General features: G+C 34.6%; 12 protein-coding genes. All 12 read right to left on the bottom strand.

All coding sequences use genetic code 11. From position 1 onward, the window contains the following. Entirely contained in the window at positions 1–510 is a 510-nt protein-coding gene (locus HM990_RS00275; protein WP_178987045.1) for a DUF4199 domain-containing protein, read from the bottom strand. 105 nt (positions 511–615) lie between these two features. Continuing rightward, positions 616–1026, bottom strand: coding sequence for a response regulator transcription factor (locus HM990_RS19950; RefSeq protein WP_178987046.1), 411 nt, complete (start codon positions 1024–1026; stop codon positions 616–618). Positions 1027–1060: 34 nt separating this feature from the next. Beyond that, positions 1061–2767, bottom strand: coding sequence for a phytoene desaturase family protein (locus HM990_RS00285; RefSeq protein WP_178987047.1), 1707 nt, complete (start codon positions 2765–2767; stop codon positions 1061–1063). 377 nt (positions 2768–3144) lie between these two features. Next, on the bottom strand, positions 3145–4104 hold the full coding sequence (locus HM990_RS00290) for a 2-hydroxyacid dehydrogenase (protein ID WP_178987048.1): 960 nt from the start codon (positions 4102–4104) through the stop codon (positions 3145–3147). 81 nt (positions 4105–4185) lie between these two features. Further along, complete coding sequence (locus HM990_RS00295; protein ID WP_178987049.1) at positions 4186–4551, bottom strand: cupin domain-containing protein; 366 nt, start codon at positions 4549–4551, stop codon at positions 4186–4188. 350 nt (positions 4552–4901) lie between these two features. Then, a complete protein-coding gene (gene mgtE, locus HM990_RS00300) occupies positions 4902–6272 on the bottom strand; it encodes a magnesium transporter (RefSeq protein WP_229719331.1) in 1371 nt (456 codons plus the stop codon). An 89-nt stretch (positions 6273–6361) separates the two neighbouring features. Then, positions 6362–7138 carry a 16S rRNA (adenine(1518)-N(6)/adenine(1519)-N(6))-dimethyltransferase RsmA gene (rsmA, locus tag HM990_RS00305; protein ID WP_178987050.1) on the bottom strand — a complete coding sequence of 259 codons (777 nt, stop codon included), beginning with the start codon at positions 7136–7138 and terminating at the stop codon, positions 6362–6364. Between the two features lie 260 nt (positions 7139–7398). Next, positions 7399–7719 (bottom strand): DUF4286 family protein, encoded by a 321-nt coding sequence (locus tag HM990_RS00310; protein ID WP_178987051.1) that lies wholly within the window; start codon positions 7717–7719, stop codon positions 7399–7401. Positions 7720–7772: 53 nt separating this feature from the next. Beyond that, positions 7773–9557 (bottom strand): tetratricopeptide repeat protein, encoded by a 1785-nt coding sequence (locus HM990_RS00315; RefSeq protein ID WP_178987052.1) that lies wholly within the window; start codon positions 9555–9557, stop codon positions 7773–7775. Between the two features lie 393 nt (positions 9558–9950). Continuing rightward, on the bottom strand, positions 9951–11222 hold the full coding sequence (gene serS / locus HM990_RS00320; RefSeq protein WP_178987053.1) for a serine--tRNA ligase: 1272 nt from the start codon (positions 11220–11222) through the stop codon (positions 9951–9953). A 237-nt stretch (positions 11223–11459) separates the two neighbouring features. After that, positions 11460–12773 carry an HTTM domain-containing protein gene (locus tag HM990_RS00325; RefSeq protein ID WP_178987054.1) on the bottom strand — a complete coding sequence of 438 codons (1314 nt, stop codon included), beginning with the start codon at positions 12771–12773 and terminating at the stop codon, positions 11460–11462. Next, positions 12766–13674, bottom strand: coding sequence for a bifunctional riboflavin kinase/FAD synthetase (locus tag HM990_RS00330; protein WP_178987055.1), 909 nt, complete (start codon positions 13672–13674; stop codon positions 12766–12768). Before HM990_RS00330 ends, HM990_RS00325 begins: the two co-directional genes overlap by 8 nt. Positions 13675–13779 lie beyond the last annotated feature (105 nt).

Below are 13779 nucleotides of genomic sequence, written 5' to 3' on the forward strand. Positions count from 1 at the left end.
TTAGTTTTTTCGTTGTAAAATTAAGCCTGAGATTAAAGATATGATAAATCCTAAAATCATAACTGTTGTAAACATCATAAATGCCATAAGACTAGGACTGCCATAATCTTTCATCTGTTGAATTAAGTTGGCACTTTCACTTTTAAATTCTTCTGGTGATAAATTCGCTTCCATTTTATTTAAGGAATATGCGAGGTACTCCTTTGCAAAATCGGGATTTATTTGAGTTGTATATGTATAATCAAAAACAGCTACTCCAATGGCTGAAAATAAAGCGATTAACATGCCAATTCCGATAGCCTTTCCTAAAGACACCTTGCCATCATTTACTTTATCACGATAGTGTTTAATTCCGAAATGGACAAATAACAAAGAGAGCACCATAGAGGTGTAACCTATAAGCTCTCCGTATTCAAAGTTAACTCCCATTCCAAATAGAAATGGTAATCCAAATAGTACAAACCCACTTAATAATGCATAGAGGCCGTATTTAATTACTGTGTTCTTCATTTTAATTTATGCTTTGATTCATTGGTCAAAAGTAGAAAGAAGGCAGGGAAAAACACTCATACTAAAGTACCAATCCACTCATACTTTAGTTGTAAAGCTAATAAATTAAATGATATTTAGACTTTTTGAAATTTGAATGGCTTGCGTGCGTCGCTTCGCATTTAGCTTTACTAAAAGATTCGAAACATGGGTTTTTATGGTACTTTCTGATACGTATAATTTTTCAGCGATCTCATGATTTGATAATCCAAGTGAAACTTCCTTTAGTACTTCATATTCACGTTTACTTAAGCCTAATTCTTCGACTTTTTTTAAGTCGATTTTCTGATTAGAAACAGGATATTTTTTCTGAGTTGTTTTATTTATGAATAGCCCAATGCCTAGGAATGCAATGGCAATTATGGACATCATATATTCAATTTGCATATTTCCACTTATTATGGTGTATTTACTAAATTGAAATAATAGTAAAAGTGCTAAAACTAACAATCCAAAAACAAGAATGGTTTTTTTCATGGTATAAAATTTGCAAAATTTATTTATGAAAGTGTTATTTATCCGCCTCAGCAAAAACATCCTTAGAAGCGAGTTTGGCTTTTTTAAGTTCGATTTTCTTTTGCATCCAATCCGGATAATTGGTATCATCTTCAGCATCAAAAATGCGTAAATGTTGATTCTCGTCTGGTTTAATTAAATCGTCCTGTCTGCATCCTAAAATGGCAGCAGCAGTTTGTGCTCCAGAATAACTTGCGCCAGCGACTCCATGCGATACCGTACTCGCACCACACAAATAGAAATTTTCTATTTCGCTTTTCATTTTATAAGCAAAAGGCCCAATATGTCTCAGACTTTTTTCGGTCCCGTAAACATTGCCGTCTGTGGAATTAATGTAAAATTCATTGGTTATTGGTGTGCCCAATTCTTTATGCACAATACTTGCTGTAATTCCTGGAACCACTTTTTCCAAACTTCTTAAAAACTTTTGAATAATTTGTTCCTTAAATTCTAAGTAAGCTTCCGATCGTTCTTCTTTTTCATCTTTAAAAGCAGCAAAACTGTCGTAATTAATATAGGTGATGACTTCCAAGGTGTGATATCTGCCATCAAAACTTATAGGATCTTTCAAGGTTGTGCAACTGATAAACATGCCCGAAAATTCTTCGCCTTCCAGAATATCCTTGTTTTGCATATCATCATAAATAGCATCGTAATCCGTATTGGACAATAGCCAGATGTTTCCTGAGTCTAAACCGGCTTTTTTTATATCCATATCAACCGTTAAAAACAGCATTATTGAGGTGCAGGAATACTTGGTTTTATTCAGTTTTTTAAGTAGTTTATTACTTAGATTTTCTTTTCCGATGAGGTTGAAATAGGTAATCCCAGGATCAGCATTAGAGACCACTCGATCTGCAAAAATTTGTTCGCCAGATTCTAGTTCTACTCCAACCGCTTTTTTCTTTTTATCGCCTTCTATTAAAACCCGCTTTACAGATGTACTCGTTTGTACTTTTCCATCGAACTCTTTGATCTTATTGGTCATGGCTTTTACAATAGCACCACCTCCTCCCATGGGGTAAAATCCACCAGAAGAATAATGATCCATAATGGCAGCATGCATTACAAAACTGGCCTGGGAAGGTGGTAATCCATGATCACCAAACTGAACATTTAGAATACTCTGCAACAAGGGATCTTTTACATGCCAATTGATTACACGTTTTAAGCTAAATGGTGCATATTTACCCATGTGTTTGGTTCGAAAAGGAATAGTTATTTGTTGCCAAAGTCCTCTTACTTTTGGAATGAGCTGTAACTGCCGTCCAACGTTTTTAACTAAGGTCAAATATTTGATAATCCCTTTTTTCTCATGAGGAAAACGTTCGATTAATGCGGTTTTAAAATCTTCAAAATTTGCAGGATAATCGAAGCGTTCGTTTGCTATCCAGCAATGTTCAAATCCTTTGGGATTCATTCTGTAAAAAGCAATATCGTTGGCAATTCCCAACCCTTCATAAAGTTCACTTGTAGATTGTCCTTGTTCCAATAAACCAACATAATGTACGCCTGGTGTAAACCTATAGCCATTGAGATAAAAACTATGGCACCAACCTCCAGGAACATCGTGTTGCTCTAGTACCAAAACTTTTTGTCCTGCTCTGGCAAGGCATATGGCTGCGGATAATCCACCAACTCCTGCACCAACAATAATGGTGTCGTAGGTAGTTTGTGTATTTTTATTTTGTGAAACGGTCATGCTTACAAGGTACTTTTATTTTTTGAAATTGAGAGAATAATATGATTTTAGGCTTAAAATAACTTAGACAAAAATAAAAACGTGAATTTTTTTCGCCACTAATACACGAATATTTTTTTGATAGACGGAAAGTCTTTTTCATTAGTGAAATGGATAGCCAATTATTTACTTCGTGAATTCCATGAACGATTGAATTCGTGTATTCGTGGCGAAAAGCTTTATTTTAAATGCTCCAACAATATATTATAAACCAATTTATTTCCACGAATTTTTTTCCCATTGGGAAATTGAAAATAAAACACACTAGCATTTTTCATGATTTACTTTTATAAATATACTTGCTTGCCCTAATAAACTATTGCAATGATTAGAAAATCTTAGTGTAAAGACTTGGAAAAGGTTTCAATTTTATCAACAATTGTTTGGGCCAGTTTAATGTTGCTTTCAAAAGTCCAACCAGCAACATGAGGTGTAAGCAAAACGTTTTCTGATTTTATTAAATATTGAAAGGCTTCAGGCATGTCTTCATTCTTATTTGATTTATTAAACAAATTTTCAAAAGACTTTTTTTCATATTCTAAAACATCGAGTCCTGCTCCTAAAATTTTCCCGGTTTTTAATGCGGAAACCAAATCCTCTGTAACTACGCTTTTGCCACGAGCCGTATTAATCAACCAAAAGGGTTTTTTAAAACCGCTTATAAAGTCTGAATTGACCATGTTTAAGGTTAGTTTTGTTTGTGGTGTGTGCAAACTTAAAACATCTGCTTTGGCTTTTAACTCTTCAAGAATGACTTGTTTGGCATTAGCATCTCCTAAATCTGTTTTTATATCATGGCATAAGACTTCTACATCAAACCCTCTTAATTTTTTTGCGAAGGCCTTTCCCATATTGCCATAACCAATAAGACCAACGGTTTTGCCGTCTAATTCCAATCCTCTGTTGTCTTCTCTTAACCATTTGCCTTGTCTAACTTCTCTATCGGCTTTATTGAGTTTATTGAAAAGTGACAACAACATACCTAAAGTGTGTTCGCCTACCGCATTTCGGTTGCCTTCTGGTGCAGAAATAAGATGTATACCTTTTCTTTTGGCATAATCACAATCTATATTTTCCAAGCCAGCACCAACACGACCTATAAATTTGAGATTTTTGGCAGCATCTAAAAAGGATTTGTCTATGGAGAATCGACTTCGGATAATTAATCCATCATAATCTCCAATTTTAGCTTCGATTTCAGATTTTGAAGACGAGTAATCTTCGTGATTGGTAAATCCTAAATCATTGAGTTGATTTATGAGTAGTGGGTGATTTGAATCTAGGTGTAGTATTTTCATGCTTATGCTGCGAAAGCAGGTATCTCTTTAAAATTAAAACCTTTTTGTTTTTTAGAACTTTAAAGGTCTATTTTGGTTTTGTTATATCTTAGGATATGCCGTTTGTGTTAATTCATGATCAACATCTCCTGTATGGGCTGTGCTCAATTTTTCAAATAAGAGTACGTGAACTTCTTCATCATTTTTTGTTGTTGGATTGTGTTCTACACCTTTTGGAACTACGATTATCTCGCCTTCATTTATAACTTCAGTTCTATCTCTAAATTGCATATATAAAGTGCCTTTTATAACTTGAAATAATTCATCTTCATGATCATGGCTATGCCAGACAAATTCCCCTTTTAATTTAGCCAAAATCACTTGCATATCGTCAACCACAGCGATTTGATGTGGATGCCAGTTTTTGCTGAATTTGGTAAATTTTTCTGTGATGTTAATGGGTTTCATATCTCAAAGTTACGAAGTTTTGTATTAAGGATTACTCGTAAGATAATGATTCGAGATTATTGAATTCATGATTGCTTCGCAGTTGAATGGATTTTAGTTTTTTAGACCTCACAGTTTTTTGAAACCTGTGAGGTCTTTGCATGAAGTAAATTTTCGAAGATTTGTTAGTGGTTAGTGATAGTTTATTATTAGAACTCGTTAAGATCGTGAATGCGTTAGGGATTGCAGTGGAAATCCTTTTGCCTTTTTGCAAAAGATTGCAACGGAAAGCCCGACTCTACGTAGCTTTCCTTTTAGTTGAAAACGACCATAAAAGTTTAATAGCGAAGTAGAGTAACGCCCAAAAAATTCTAAATTCCTAAAATCAATTTTGCAATCCAGAAATAAATCAATATTCCGAATATGTCATTGCTCGTCGTAATAAAAGGTCCTGTAGCGATTGCTGGGTCAATGCCTCTTTTATCCAAGAATAAAGGCACAAAAGTCCCGATGAGTCCAGCGACAATAATAACAGCAATTAGCGAAACAGATATGGCTAAGGCCGTGTAAAAATCGCCTTTAGTTACCCACACGAAAAGGAATAGAAATAAAGCTAAAATGGTACCATTTAGTGCCGCAAGAAGCATTTCCTTAACTAATCTGTTGTTTACACTTCCCTTTATATCATCATTTGCCAAACCTTGTACAATTATGGCGCTCGATTGTACACCAACATTACCAGCCATTGCCGCAATTAATGGTGTAAAAAAGAATAGTACAGCATATTTTTCGAAGGCATCATGGAAACCTTCCATAATTAAAAAAGCTCCAACGCCACCAACCAAACCAAGAAATAACCACGGCAAACGCGCTCTTGTGAGCTGTAAAATACTATCATCGGCTTCTACATCTTGGGAAATACCAGCTGCTAATTGGTAATCCTTATCGGCTTCTTCACGGATGACATCTATAATATCATCAATGGTAATTCTACCCAACAAAATTTGATTATTATCGACTACAGGAATTGCTTCCAAATCGTATTTAGCCATAACCTTGGCAACATCTTCCACATCATCGTGAACGTTTACCCAATCCACATTGTCTTTAGCGATATCTGCAATTTTTTGGTCGCTTTTGGATGTGATTAAATCTTTAAGTGATAGTCTGCCAATCAGTTTGTCTTGTTTATCTACAACGTAAACAGAATGCACTCTCGTAACATCTTTTGCCTGACCTCTAATTCTACGTAAACAACCAGCAACCGTCCAAGTTTCATAGACTTTTACAAGTTCTTTTGCCATAAGTCCACCAGCAGTATCCTCATCGTAAGCTAAAAGTTCTTGTATTTCTTCTCGATGTTCGTCGTCTTCAATTTGTGAGATGACTTTACTTTGCCGTTCTTCTGGAAGTTCAGCAATCATATCTGCTGCATCATCCGTGTCTAACTCCTCAATTTCTTCGGCAATTTCTTTATTGGAAAGATTTTCGAGTACTTTTTCCCTAATATCCTCATCGAGTTCCATAAGGATTTCTGAGGTGGTTTCAGAGTCGAGAAGTTTAATGACATAAACGGCATCATCAAGATCTAAGTCATCAAGAATTTCGGCAATATCCGCATGGTGATATTCATTTAATAAGGCCTTAAGTTCTTTGTCGTTTTGGTCTTCGACAAAGACCTCAACCTTTTCAATGAGTTCATCAGTGAGCTGAAATGGTATGTTTTCTTGGATGTCTTCCACGCGTTTGTTTCTGTCATTGCGAGGACGAAGGACGTGGCAATCTCATTAATAAGAGACTCACAGCTACGCTATGTTCGCAATTATATTAATTAATTTTCATCATTTTCAATTAGCGAGGTCAGTTCAATAAATTGTGAAACACTCAATTGCTCTGGTCGCTGCCCAAATATAGTACTTGCTTTTAAATTATCCGACAGATTAAAGGTTTTTAAACTGTTTCTCAACGTTTTTCTGCGTTGTTGAAAACCAGTTTTTACGACTCTGAAGAATAATTTTTCGTCACATGGCAACGTGTAATTTTCTTTTCTTTTGAGAAATAACACACCAGAATCTACTTTCGGTGGTGGATTAAAAACCGTAGGTGGTACCGTGAACAAATAGTTGGCATCATAAAAAGCTTGAGTCAAAACAGATAAAATACCGTAAACTTTTGAGCCCTCTTTAGAGCAGATCCGCATGGCAACTTCTTTTTGAAACATACCAGAAAATTCTGGTATTTGATCTCTTAATTCTAAGGTTTTAAATAAAATTTGAGAGGAAATATTATAGGGGAAATTTCCTATGATAGCAAAGGGCTTGTCTTTAAAAACGAGATTTAAATCGTATTTTAAGAAATCTTTTTCTATGATTCTGTCGGCAAGATTTAGGTAGTTGTTTTTTAAATAATCAACGGATTCTGTGTCTATTTCTATGACGTGTGTGGTAATATTCTTTTTGAGCAAATATTTGGTTAAGACGCCCATTCCTGGCCCAATTTCCAAAACGTCATTGTAGCCTTTATAAGTTAAGCTATCTGCGATGTCTTGGGCAATAGATTCGTCGGTTAAAAAATGTTGTCCTAGGTGTTTTTTTGCTTTTACTGACATGAATTATTCATTCTCGCAAAGGCGCAAAGGCTCAAAGCGGTTTACGCAAAGATACATAGAGCCCTATGGAGAATCATGGATTTTTTGTTTATTTCTTGGAATACCGAAAGCTTTTGGCAGCGAAGGTGCAAAGCATTGCGTATAAAAAAATTATGAAACAAGAAAACGTTTGTTCGCCTTATTGTATAAAAACGGATTATCGTGTTGAAATCTATGGCGCACAGATTGGCTTTGTGGCTCTGTGTTTTTGCGAGAGGCACTTATTTGAACGCCACCGAATATTCATCAACAACTTCTAACTCGGTTCTAAAAGACAACACTTTATCTCCAAAACGTTTCAGTCCATCTTGTTTTAAATTTTCTGCATGTTCTGCGTAATACGAATCCAATGCTTCTCTGGAATGTGCTCTGTATTGTACAGAATAAGTTTCTGCTTCATCATCTTCGACCAGCACTTTGGTTAGTTTGGCTTCTTTAAATTTTCCTGTGGCCAATACTTGCGGAATGTGTTCTTTTATCCATTCTAGCCATTCTTGGTGGACGCTTTTGTCTATATTTAGGGTAACGTTGTATATAATCATATGGTTTAATATTCAATTTTAAAACACCAATTTCTAAAACAGTGCATTGAAATTTAGTTTATTGAATCGCCTCGTAACATTCTAAACTTCTTACGAGCTTCAATAAAATAGATACTGTCTTGATGCTCAAAAATTATTTTTTCGTAGAGTTGCTGGGCTTCTTCTGGTTCTGCCAAATGTGTGTTGTATAATTCTGCTAAGTAAAAATGTGCATCATCAGCTAAAATATCGTCGCCGTAATCTTTTATAATTTCTAGATAATTGGCTTCGGCTTTTATGTATTGTTTCTTCTGTTCGAATAGTTTTGCCTGTCGGTAAAGTGTTTGGTCGGTAATGCTTTCGCCTTTATGCTCCTCTAAAATTTTGTCTAAAAGTGAAATAGCATCATCGGTTTTATTCTGAAAAGCATACAAATCTGCTTTAGCATATAATTTTAATGAGGTATGAAGACTGTCTTCAAATTTATTGTCTGTAATCAATAGTTTTAAGTCCAATGCGTCATTGGCAATCAATTGTGAAGTTGAGGATTTCAGGATTTTGAGTTGTGATTCTGCCCAGTCAAAATCGCCTTTGTAATAACTGGTTTTGGCGACCTTAAATCGCGCTTCTTGTGCAATGGTGCTGTTCTTTAGTTCAGCCTGAATTTGAGAATAGAAGATTAAAGCTTCATTAAACTTTTCCTGAAGCACTAAAATATCAGCTAAGAGTAACTTAATTTTAGCTTGTCTGTAATTTGAGATAGGTAATTTTAAACTCTCTTTTAGGAAACTAGTCGCCGTTTTAGTATCCTTTAGGTCAAAAGCCAAAAATTTTCCATAGGCTAATTGCAAGGGAATACTTAGTTGCGATTTCCCAAATTCGGCAAACAGATTTTGGTACCTTCTGTCAATTTGTTTTAGGGTTTTTTCATCTGCGTTTTTAGTGTCGATTTCTAAAATATACTGATGGGCAGTTAACGCCGTTGTTTGGTCTTGTGTGGTATCTAAAATATAATTGAAAATGGCCTTTGCAGTTTCGTCATCATTGTCTTTTCTTGCCGTTGTGGCTAGCTCTATAATTCGATCCAAACTTTCCGGATTACGTTTGTAAAGTGCTTTTTCTTGAATAAATGATTTAGTATACGCTTTTTCTTGAACATACAACCAGCTCAGCATTTCGTACCAATACGGTTTAGGTTCTTGCTGTAATTTTTTTAACAAAGCTCTTCTTAAATAAATATTGCTTTCATTATCCTTATTTTCGGAAATGAAATCACTGATGGCACGCTTAATATTGTTGAGGTAATTGGGTTTGAAATCGATATACTCAATATAGTTTTCAAACATTTTTTCAATATTACCTTGGTCACCATATATACGAGCCAATTGAATGCTATAGTCTCTATCAGGTGTTAAAAGTTTTCCTTTTTCATAAAGTCGAATAGCTTGATCTTGGAGTGAATAATCTTCGAATTTTTTGGCAATGGTATAGATGTAATTAGGTTGTTGATCTGTGTAAGCTATCGCTTCTTCATACAATTTATTGGCATTATTTATACTGTCTTGAAGTTGGAAATTATATCCCAAAACAACGACCATAACAGGATTTGGGTTTTTTCTTAAGCGATCTGTGATGATTTTTTCCGCTTCATTATATTGCTCTAATTGTTGATGGATATCCACCAACTTATCAATATAATTATAGTTGTATGGTTTTTCTTTAATTAGATTTTCATAGATAATGAGTGCTTTTTTAAATTCCCCTTTTTTATAATAGCTTTCTGCCTGAGCTTCGCTGTTTTGTGCGAAACCAGAATAGAATCCTAATAATAAGAGTAAAATTAAAAATCGCTGTTGCATAAGTATTGTTATTATCGAGATAGCTGTAAATATAACAAATGCGTCATGTAGATATTGTGAAAATAACCATAAAAAAATGCCTAAACTTACGTCTAGGCATTTTGACCAGCAAAATAAATGTGCTATTAACCATTATTTATGTAAAATATGATTCAGTTATTCTGTCTTGGTTTTGTTTTATTTTTTTGAATTTTTAAAACAAAACTTTGCTTACCATTACAATTAAGGAAACGAGTAAAACAATTCGTTTTAAATTTTTCATAATTAGGTTATTCTTGTTTGGGAGTGCTAACTTCTAAAATTATTTCAAATAAAACGAAGAAATACCAAAAAAATCGTTGAAGTGCATTAATTTTTAACAAATAGGATGAAATACGAGTTAAAATGACTGCTCTAAGAAATCATTTCAAAACCCGTATATGGCACTAAAACGTCAGGGATTTTTATACCATCTTCCGTTTGGTAGTTTTCTAAAATGCCTGCTAAAATTCTTGGTAAAGCCAAAGCACTTCCGTTAAGTGTGTGGCATAATTCGTTTTTACCGTCACTGTTTTTAAAACGTAATTTTAAACGATTAGCTTGAAAAGTCTCAAAATTAGAAACTGAAGAGACTTCCAACCAACGATCTTGAGCCGTTGAGAATACTTCGAAATCGTAGGTTAGTGCCGAGGTAAAGCCTAAATCGCCACCACATAATCTTAGAATTCTATAAGGTAATTTTAACTCCTTCAATATACCTTTAACATGATTTACCATGCTATCTAAAGCTTGATAAGAATTATCAGGATGCTCAACGCGCAGGATTTCAACTTTATCAAATTGATGTAAACGGTTCAGGCCACGAACGTGTGCGCCATAACTTCCTGCTTCACGTCTAAAACATGGTGTATAACCTGTAATTGTTATTGGTAAATCACTCTCATTTAAGAGTGTATCCCTAAAAATATTGGTAGCAGGTACTTCTGCGGTTGGGATTAAATATAGGTTATCTGCTGTAACATGATACATTTGTCCTTCCTTGTCTGGCAATTGCCCAGTTCCAAAACCAGAGGCTTCATTTACCAAATGCGGCACTTGGTATTCGGTGTAACCAGCAGCTGTGTTTTTATCTAAAAAGTAAGCAATTAGTGCGCGTTGTAATCTGGCACCTTTACCAATATAAACGGGAAAACCAGCACCTGTGATTTTGTTTCCCAATTCAAAATCTATGATGTTGTATTTTTTTGCTAATTCCCAATGAGGTAAAGCTTCATCATGTAGTTTTGGGATGTCGCCTTCCCTAAAGGTTTCCTCATTGTCTTCATCCGTATTTCCTGCGGGCACTATAGGATTTGGTACATTGGGAATTTTATATAATAATTCCGCCAAGGCGTCGACCTTATCATTGAGTTCCTGTTCAAAATTTTTGATAGTGTCTTTTAATTGGGTTGTTTTTTCCTTTAAAAGATTTGCTTTCTGTACTTCGCCAGTTTTAAATAAGTTACCAATTTCTTTAGAGAGAGCGTTAGATTCTGCTTTGGTGTTGTCCAAAGATGTTTGAATTCCTTTTCGGTCTTCGTCCAAAGCGATCGCATCATTGATCATTTCCGTAGCATCAATATTTCGTTTTGCCAAACGTGTAATGATATCTTCTTTATGCGCTTTAATAAAGGTAACTTGTAACATAATTCTAATTTAAGTTAACGCCAACTAGCGTAGGAATTACAAGGCACAAAAGTAAAAAGAAAATAAGCAGGAAAAAATATAAAGTGGTCTATTTTAGAATGTGAATTTGAATTTGTTTGAAGCGTATAATTTTTTAGACACGAATTTCAGGAATTGACACTAATAAAAATCTAAGATTTAAGAAATCGAATTTAAGGGTATGGATTTGTGAAAATTAGTGTCATCTTTTTTTTCAATCTAATCGTTTTTAGATGGCAAAATCCAATCATGATGCCTAAAATGGTGCCATTCCTCATTAGCGAGATCCACTTTTGGGTCAATAAGCTGTTTTGAAGGTTTTCCGTTGACACTCACATAAGATTTTACAAACACTTTAACTGGGATTCCTTTTTTGGCAAAATCCTTTTTTAGGTGTTGTGAAAACTGCCAGATAACGTCGGGTTTTGTGCTGGCGCTACGTTGTTGTTTTTTAGTCAGATAATCACTTAGTTTTATTGGAATCGCTTCATTTGTTTCGGCATTGACAACGTTGTAGGTCGTTCTGCCACTTTTGGAACGTAACATCATGCGCCATGAGAGGCGATGGCCTTCTTCGGTCCATAACACATCATCCTTAAAAAAGTGATGTCTTAACGGCAACCCAATTTGAATGATAAAATAAATAGAGAAAAACGTGATTAAAGCTGTTTTGTGTTTTGGAACAAGTATGTTGTTGGCTTTATATAAGGTTTTCTTTTTCAAAAATATATCACGAATCGTTTTAGGTTCAAAAAAGAATAAGCTAAAGGCTAAAGACATGTATGGGAAAATACCAATTTGAAACACAAAAGAATTAAACAGATGAAAGAAGATGGACACGAAAAAAGCATATTTCCGAGTGGGCTTAAAAAGCAATAAAGGAATAATTAAGCCATCAAACACAATACCGCCATACGATAATATATAATGTACTATTTTGTTTTGCAATAAGTCTCCAATTAAAATATAATTGGCCTTATTACGCATTAATATTTCCATTACAGAACCATCTAACCAATCTGGATAGAATTTTGCGGCAGAAGCATATGTATAAAGTATAAATAACTGAAATATAAAAACCCATTTGCACCAACTTGGCATTGAAATACTTTTAAGCGAAGGGTTTAGTTTTGCGTCGATAGAAGCATAACGATTGGCAGGTAACAACAGCATTAAAAAACTCAATAAAACTAATAAGTAATAGTGATTATTGTAAGATGATTTTTGCATGAGGTAAGTGGCTGTCCACATTAGGGCAAACATGAGCATGCTGAAGTGGTATTTGTAACCCAACATGATGAAGAGTCCAATTATTCCCATCACAAAATAATAAACGTACATCCATTCTCCAGGTAAGGGTTGCAGCCACTCGAAGCCTATGAAAGAAAATGTGAATTCTGGTTCTATTAAGGTTCGTCTTATCCAGCCAGTTGCAATGGCGCCAAAAGCTTCTAAAGCACACAACAATCCAAAAATGATTCGAAATACTATAAGTCCAGAATTGTCTATATGTTTAAATAGGAATTTAGTCATTTGAAGCGTTTATAAAAACCTTAGCGTTCTCCATATCCTTTTTAAGCTGCATTTTTAAAGCATCAATACTTTCGAACTTTTCTTCACTTCTCAAGCGTTTTAGGAATTCGATTTTTAATTCTGAATTATAAATGTCTTTATCAAATTTGAAAAAATGAACTTCAATAGAACGTGTTTTTCCATCAACGGTAGGGTTGGTGCCAATATTCATCATTCCGAAAATAGTCTTATCTTCAATTTTAGATTTTACAACATAAACACCATCACTTGGAATAAGCTTATAGGGCGCTGTGATGTTAATATTTGCTGTTGGAAAATCGATAGTTCTTCCCAACCCTTTTCCTTTAACGACTGTACCAGTTATGAAAAAATTATAACCTAAGTATGAATTTGCTTTATCCACTTCGCCATGGTCTAGAGCGCTTCTGATTTTAGTGGAACTTACAGTAACGTCTGCTATATCCTGTGCAGAGATCTCTTCGACCTTAAAATCATAAAGCTTGGCATAAGCTTTAAGATCGGTAATATTGGCGCTTCGGTTTTTTCCAAAATGATGGTCATAACCAATAACAATCTGTTTGGTGTTTAATTCATCTACCAAAATTTGTTTTACGTAATCTTTCGCTGAAAGATTTGCGAATTCCTTTGTAAACGTTTTAACAATAACCTCTCTAATTCCAAACGTTTTTAGCAATTCTACACGTTCTTCAATAGTATTTAACAACTTTATGGAATCATCTTTTTGAAGTACCATTCTAGGATGTGGAAACAGCGTTAACACCACAGGAAGATAACCATTGGATTCCGCAAGTTGCACCACTTGTTTTAAAATTTTTTGATGTCCTATGTGAACACCATCGAAGGTGCCTATGGTTGTTACTTTTGCTGAAGTTGAAGTCAAGCGTTATATTTTAGGGTTAGTGGGTATTCATTATTACTGTTCAAAAAACGTTAAGATGCGTTCATTATAAAGTATGTTTGATAAAAAAGCCATAAATTCGAAAAA

It is taken from the genome of Winogradskyella schleiferi, assembly GCF_013394655.1.
GTDB lineage: Bacteria > Bacteroidota > Bacteroidia > Flavobacteriales > Flavobacteriaceae > Winogradskyella > Winogradskyella schleiferi.